The sequence below is a fragment of the Kitasatospora sp. NPDC059803 genome, from assembly GCF_042732255.1.
Taxonomy (GTDB): domain Bacteria; phylum Actinomycetota; class Actinomycetes; order Streptomycetales; family Streptomycetaceae; genus Kitasatospora.
Genome location: NZ_JBHWIJ010000049.1, coordinates 31,998 through 38,111, shown reverse-complemented (window position 1 = coordinate 38,111; position 6,114 = coordinate 31,998). Strand labels below are relative to the sequence as shown.

The 6,114-nt window shown below is 69.6% G+C and carries 7 protein-coding genes and 1 tRNA gene; 2 read left to right on the top strand and 6 right to left on the bottom strand.

The window, feature by feature from the left end:
• Positions 1-34 precede the first annotated feature (34 nt).
• Positions 35-111: transfer RNA gene (locus ACFV6I_RS11320), tRNA-Met, on the bottom strand.
• 305 nt (positions 112-416) lie between these two features.
• Here ACFV6I_RS11320 and ACFV6I_RS11315 point away from each other — a divergent pair.
• Positions 417-803: a hypothetical protein gene (locus tag ACFV6I_RS11315; RefSeq protein WP_380424625.1), complete on the top strand. Its 387-nt coding sequence runs from the start codon at positions 417-419 to the stop codon at positions 801-803.
• Between the two features lie 52 nt (positions 804-855).
• Here ACFV6I_RS11315 and ACFV6I_RS11310 read toward each other — a convergent pair whose 3' ends face one another.
• The 4 genes from ACFV6I_RS11310 to ACFV6I_RS11295 all read right to left on the bottom strand — a co-directional run bounded on the left by ACFV6I_RS11310 (position 856) and on the right by ACFV6I_RS11295 (position 3,415).
• Positions 856-1,917 (bottom strand): methyltransferase domain-containing protein, encoded by a 1,062-nt coding sequence (locus ACFV6I_RS11310; protein WP_380424622.1) that lies wholly within the window; start codon positions 1,915-1,917, stop codon positions 856-858.
• Between the two features lie 86 nt (positions 1,918-2,003).
• On the bottom strand, positions 2,004-2,141 hold the full coding sequence (locus ACFV6I_RS11305) for a hypothetical protein (RefSeq protein WP_159398702.1): 138 nt from the start codon (positions 2,139-2,141) through the stop codon (positions 2,004-2,006).
• A gap of 411 nt (positions 2,142-2,552) precedes the next feature.
• Complete coding sequence (locus tag ACFV6I_RS11300; RefSeq protein ID WP_380424621.1) at positions 2,553-2,957, bottom strand: hypothetical protein; 405 nt, start codon at positions 2,955-2,957, stop codon at positions 2,553-2,555.
• 20 nt (positions 2,958-2,977) lie between these two features.
• Positions 2,978-3,415 (bottom strand): ATP-binding protein, encoded by a 438-nt coding sequence (locus tag ACFV6I_RS11295; RefSeq protein ID WP_380424618.1) that lies wholly within the window; start codon positions 3,413-3,415, stop codon positions 2,978-2,980.
• A gap of 260 nt (positions 3,416-3,675) precedes the next feature.
• Between ACFV6I_RS11295 and ACFV6I_RS11290 the strand changes: the two genes are divergently transcribed.
• Positions 3,676-5,019, top strand: coding sequence for a hypothetical protein (locus tag ACFV6I_RS11290; protein WP_380424616.1), 1,344 nt, complete (start codon positions 3,676-3,678; stop codon positions 5,017-5,019).
• On the opposite strand, the gene ACFV6I_RS11285 is transcribed toward ACFV6I_RS11290, so the two are convergent.
• Positions 5,016-6,044 (bottom strand): NAD-dependent epimerase/dehydratase family protein, encoded by a 1,029-nt coding sequence (locus tag ACFV6I_RS11285; RefSeq protein WP_380424613.1) that lies wholly within the window; start codon positions 6,042-6,044, stop codon positions 5,016-5,018. The two genes, ACFV6I_RS11290 and ACFV6I_RS11285, sit on opposite strands and share 4 nt — an antisense overlap.
• Between the last annotated feature and the right edge of the window lie 70 nt (positions 6,045-6,114).

Sequence of the window (6,114 nt, the reverse complement as noted above, 5' to 3'; positions counted from 1 at the left end):
GACGCGCACTGCGCGTCCGCCCCTTCGGCGTTCGTGGTAGCGGGGACAGGATTTGAACCTGCGACCTCTGGGTTATGAGCCCAGCGAGCTACCGAGCTGCTCCACCCCGCGTCGGTAGTACCGACCGTACGGCACCAGGCGGCGATCACCTAATCGGTTTCCCGGCGGCCGCTTCCGCACGGCCGCCCTCGCCGGGCAGTCCCTCGCGGGGGCCAGCGGCTGACGTCGTCGACGGGTGATGCGGCAGGGGCGAACACCCGCCCCGACGTCCGTGCGTGCGATCGAAGACGTTCGGCCACGAACCCCCGAGAATCAGCTACTTTGCGCTATCGCTCGTATCGAATGTGTGACATGTCTGGACTGCTGGGCATGCTGCGGTCCGGGCCGACTCGCAGGCACAACTCCAGGAGTGAGACATGTTCAGCACCGTGCATGCCGCCAGGACCACCGCCGCCGCTGCCGCCACCGCCCTCGCCGTCAGCCTGGGCGTCGTGGCCGCGCCGTCCGCCTCGGCGGCCGACAACTGCTGGCCCGGGGAGAGCAACCGGTGGTACTGCCACAACGTGCCCGGCTCCCCCGTGTACGGCGTGGTCGGCAACAACCACATCTACCCGGACCCCGACACCGTCGTCGGCTACATGAACTCCGACCCCAGCTGGTTCTACTGCAAGGAGGACAACCAGGCCTGGGTCGGCGGGCCGCACCCGACCCGCTGGCTGATGACCGTCGCCGACAACGGCCAGCTCGGCTTCATGAAGGACACCGCCATCACCAGTGAGACCGACCCCGTTCCGAACTGCTGACCCGACCTGGAGCCGATTCCCGCTCTGCGCGAGCAGGAGCGCGGCTACCGCTCTACTTGCGGTGCCCCGGGAGGGGATTGCCGGGCTCGTCCAACCAAGCCGCCTGTCCGGCGGGTGTCACCGTGAGCCCGTACCGCTCGTAGCCGGGGCTTCCGGCGGCCGTCCACTGGGTGTAGGCGGCCTCCGTTTCGTCCCACAGCTGCCGGGGCCCGGACTGGCGGACCTCGAACCGGGATTCCCCGGGCACGGAGTCGACCGTTGCCCAGGACGTGACGGCCGTGTCGAACAGCCACCACGTCCAGCCGCCGTCACCGAACTCGTTGCGCCGGTAGTACACGTCCGGCAGGGCGAGGGCGCAGGCGAACTGTGCAAGCCAGTCGCCCCCGATGGCTTCGGGGTCGAGGCTCGTCCAGGACTGCGCGGAGTCGCCCGGCCATTCACCGGGCAGGTAGTCGTCCACCGGAGTGCCCTGGTAGCGCTGCTGGCGCAGCATCATGAATGCCGCCGATCGGGTGAACGGACCGCTCGCCGTCCCGTCGTCGCCCACCGTGAGCCGCACGATCGCCCCGCCGCCCAGCAGCGGTGAGACGGGGCTGACGATCACCCCGCCCGGCCGGGTCTGAGCCACCCAGGCGGGCGGGACGTCCCGCAGTGACACGGTGGAGATGATCCGGTCGTACGGGGCGCGTACTCCCCACCCGAGCGAGCCGTCCCCGCACACGACTTCGGGGGTGCAGCCGGTACTGCGAAGTGCGGCGCGGGCTTGCGCGGTGACCTGCGCGTCCACCTCGACGGTGGACACCATCTCGGCGCCCAGGCGATGCGCCAACAAGGCCGCGTTGTAGCCGGTGCCCGTCCCGATTTCGAGCACCCGGTGCCCGGGGACCGCGTCCAGGTCGGACAGCATCTCGGCCACCATGGTGGGCATGGATGCCGACGACGTGGGAGTACGGTGGTCGCCGTCCTCGGCACCGTCGTCCCACTGCGTGACGATCGGCAGATCGCGGTAGGCGAGCCGCATCCACCGCTCGGGTTCCTTGGTCCGGCTGCACTCGGTGTCGCCGCCGTCCTCGTCCGCCCAGATGGTGTCGGGGAGGAACACGTGTCGCGGCACGGCCGCTACGGCCGGAGCCCATTCGGGGGGCAGGGAACCGGCGTCGGTGAGCGACGCCACCAATGCGGCCCGCTGCTGTTCGGGGGTCAACTCTTCTTGTGCTTCGGTGCCGGGGTCGGCTGCTGGCCGTCCTTCGAGGGGTTCGGGCCGATGGCCGGCGAGCCGGGCTTGGCGTGCCCGCCGCCCTTGCCGTCGTTCGGTCCACCCTTGTTCTCGTCTCCCATGGTCAGCGTCCTTTCTCTGTTCGACTTGCAGGGGCGGTGCTGTTCCCGCCGCACCCGGGGGCGCAGCGAGTACCTGCCGTGCGGCAGGGGTAATACTCCGCCCCGGGCGGGATGGACCTCAACCAACAGCCCGGGACGGGAGTTCGATAGCCGAGCTCCTGACCTGCGCGCGGTTTTCAGCGGCTCGCTTGTGCTGGGAACGGCTGCTCGGCTGTTCCCAGGGTGGGGTCGGGCGGGATGTGCGCGGGGGCGCCGAGGATGTGGCTGCGGGCCGCGCGGGCGAGGAGCGCTTGGTCTGCCGTGGGTATTCCGACGCGGTTCCAGTGGAAGACGACCATGCTGCGACCCGCGCCCAGACGTCACCTTGTTCGGTCCACTCCTGGCCGACTGCGCGCAGCATCGCGCTGCACATCAGGATGGACAGTTCGCGGCGCCCGATCGGCGGGGCGGCCGGCTGGCCGTGGTGGGTCCGGAGGGCTTCGAGCAGGATGGCGCGGCTGTCGGGGTGGAAGAGGGCAAGACGGGTCCCATCTGGGCGGCCAGGTTGGCGAGTTCGAGGACGCACATGTGGTGGATGACGTCCCTGACGTCCCTGACGGCCGTCCGGACGTCGCGCGCCGCCGACGCCGTCCACAGCGTCAGCGGCTGACCGAAGGCGTAGTAGGCGGTGGCGGTGCACCAGAACGGTGCGGCCGGCCTCCAGGGCCGCTCGCGGGTGAAGACGCCCGGGGCGGTGGGGCGTTCCGCCTCGGCCCGGGTGGGCGCCGACCGGGGAGTAGGCGGCGTTCGGCGACGCTGCCAGCCGACGGTCCTCATGGCCCGTCTGATCACGGTTTTCACGGAGTGCGTCTCGGCGTATCGTCAACGGCAAGAAGGACCCTTGCCCACACGTTCTTTGTCGTGGCCGTCGTTACCACACCCGTTCCGTCCGCTAGCTCGCGGACGAGGAGCAGCCCCCGGCCACACTCGCCGCGGGCAACCGGAGTTTCCGGCAGCGGCAGGTCAGGGCGGTAGTCCAGAACCTCGATCCGGCAGTCGCCGCCGGTCTCCTGAAGGTGCAGACCGATACTGCCGCGCGACCGGCTGGCGTGCCGAACGACGTTTGTCACCAGTTCCGAGGCGATGAGGACCAGGTCGGATGCCCGGTCGTTCTCCCATCCCCACTCTCTGAGCACTGAGCCCACCATTCGGCGTGCCGTGGAAGCCGCGGCCGCCTCTGCCGTCAGCGTGGCCTCCCAGTGGTGGAGAGATCGCGGCTGTTCGACGGCCACCATGTGCATCGCTCCCGTCATCAGGAGCGTCTTGACGCCCCGTTACAGTTCGCTTACGGGGATCAACCATGGACTGGGGTGCGGAGACAGAACCACCCACGAAGCAGGGACACTTGCTCCTCGTTCGGGTGAGGCCAGGGACAAGCTGCGGACAGTTCGTGGACACTTCCGCATCACCTGTGTGGCCACCGGTCCAGAGGTGGTAGGCAAGGGGATGAAGTAGTTCGCAGCTGGGGCTGCGGCCCCGAAGGGACCGCGACGCGATGAACACTGTGTTCGATGCCTTAGTCATCGAGGCCCGCATGGATTTCCGGAGCTTCCTGGCCGAGTACAGGCGGGTCGCAGCGCTCCTCTACGAGCGGACCGGGGATATCGCCTTCAGAAACGTCGTTCTGACGGACAAGAGCTTCACGCGGTGGCGTGCCGGACAAGTCGCCCGGCCTCACCACCCGGCACCCGCAATTCTCGAGCGGATGTACGGCAAGCCCGTCGACGAACTCTTCGCGCCCTGCACCGACGAGCAGGCACAGGTACTGCGCGCAGTACCCACTCCAGTGCTCGATGAAAGAGAACTCGCCATGACCGCACGAGATGCCCGCGCCCACGCCGCCGACGCGGCCTCACAGTTGCTTCCCGACCTCAGCCTCGACCAACTCGAGGACGACCTGGTACGCCTGGTCCGAGCAAACACCACCACCCCTCCCCACGAGATCTTCATGGCGGCCAAGGAACTGCTCGGCCTTGCCACCGTGATGCTCGACCGTACGCAGCTGTTGTCCCAACGAGGCCGCCTCTACGTCGTCGCCGGCCAGGCATCGGCGCTCCTGGGTGCCTGCGCGTTCGATCTCAGCTCGATGCCGACCGCAGTCGAACTGATGCGTGCCTCTGCCCTGTACGGCCAGGTGGCGGAGCACGGGCCGCTCCAGGCCTACGCCCACGGCTACCTCGCCCTGTTGTACTACTGGGGCGGCAACCCCGCCCAGGCGGTTCGCCAGATCGAGCGGGCCCATTCGTTCCAAGGGGTCGGTGCCACGGGCCAGGCGAGGCTGGCGGCAATCGCTGCCCGCTCGTATGCGCACCTCGGCCGGACCGCGGAGGCCCACGCAGCAATAGATCGAAGCCTGGCCGATCGAGGCCCCGCCGTGGACGATCTCCACGATGGGATCGCAGGTGAGTTCGATTTCAGCGTGGAACGCGTCGCCATGAGCAACAGCACAACCCTGCTTCTCTTGCGGGACGGGGTCGGCGCGGAGGCCTCCGCCCGGCGGTCGCTGGAACTGATCGCTTCCCAGTCCTCGGCCTCCACACCGCTCGCGGTTGCCCCGCAAGCCGGCGCGGACCTGGCGACGGCCCTGTTGATGCGGCGTGACCTCGACGGTGCCGCTGAGGCCATGCGTCCCGTACTGAGTCTGCCGAGGGAGTGGCGCGGGGCCGGCCTCGTAGGCCGGGTGAACGCGGTCCGGGCGGAGCTGGCCTCGCCGAGCTTCCGCGACGCCCTGGTCGCGCGGGACCTCGCAGAGCAGATCGACGACTTTACGCTGGTCGCCGCACCGCGCACCCTCGGACCCGGCGCGGTGCGGCTCGCCATCGACGGGGAGATCGGCTAGCGGGCACCCTCCAGAACGGCGCGCTCCTTGTCCGGGGCAATCCCGTGTTCGTCCCACCGCTGATGCGGAACGGGCATGTTGCCCTGGAGGAGCCAGGACCACGTGTCCGCGACGGTTTCCGCCAGCGGCCGACGGGGGAAGCCGGCCGCGATCGCCGACGACGAGTCGACGGCCCACACGCCTGGGTGTGTCCGCCAGAGCGGGATCTCTGTCCACTGGCGCAGGCCGCTGCGGAGCAGTACCTCATCGGTGACCCACGCCAACTCGCCGGAGCTGCCGGTCACGTCCATGCACGCTTGGAGGAAGCCGCCCATCGTCTCGCGGCCCACCGGTGCGGTGACGTTGTGAACCTGGTGCCCGACACGCTGGGCCTGATCGAGCGCAAAGGCCGCCACGTCCCGCACATCGACTGGCTGGATCGACTTCGCCGGATCGCCCGGCGCGAGGATGCGGCCTCCTCGCTCAGCCCTGCGCAGCCACCACGGCAGCCTGCCGACGTACTCGCCGGGCCCGAGGATGACGCCCGGCCTGAGCAGACTCGTACGGGTGAGGCCGAATGCTTCGGTCGCTGCCCGCTCGGCGCCGGCCTTCTGCCGTCCGTAGTACGTGTCTGGGCCTGTCCACCCCTCTGGGAGCTGCCCGTACTCCGGTCCGGCGTCGGCCGGGGCATCCAGCACGGGCGAGTCCACGGTCAGAGGCTCGATGGGCCAGCCCTCGTAGACGGACACCGTGGAGACGTAGACGTACCGGCTGACGACCGGCTCCAGGGCCCGGGTGCCACCCAGCACGGCGCGGGGCGACAGCTCGGAGGCGGAGGTGTCGATCACGGCGTCCCACGGTCCGTGCTCGGCCAATCGCGTCATGTCCTCCGGCCGCTCCCGGTCGCCGTGCACCGCGACCGCTCCGGGCAACGGGACACCGGACAGGCCGCGCGTGAACGTGGTCACCTCCCAACCTCGTTCCAGCGCGCCACTCACGACCGCCCGGCCCAGGAACCAGCCACCGCCCAGCACGAGAATCCTCATGCGGGCGATCCTGCCAGCCCGGCGCCTTCGCGCGCAGCCGCCCGCAGAATCGGGGCCCTATCGGTCGCGG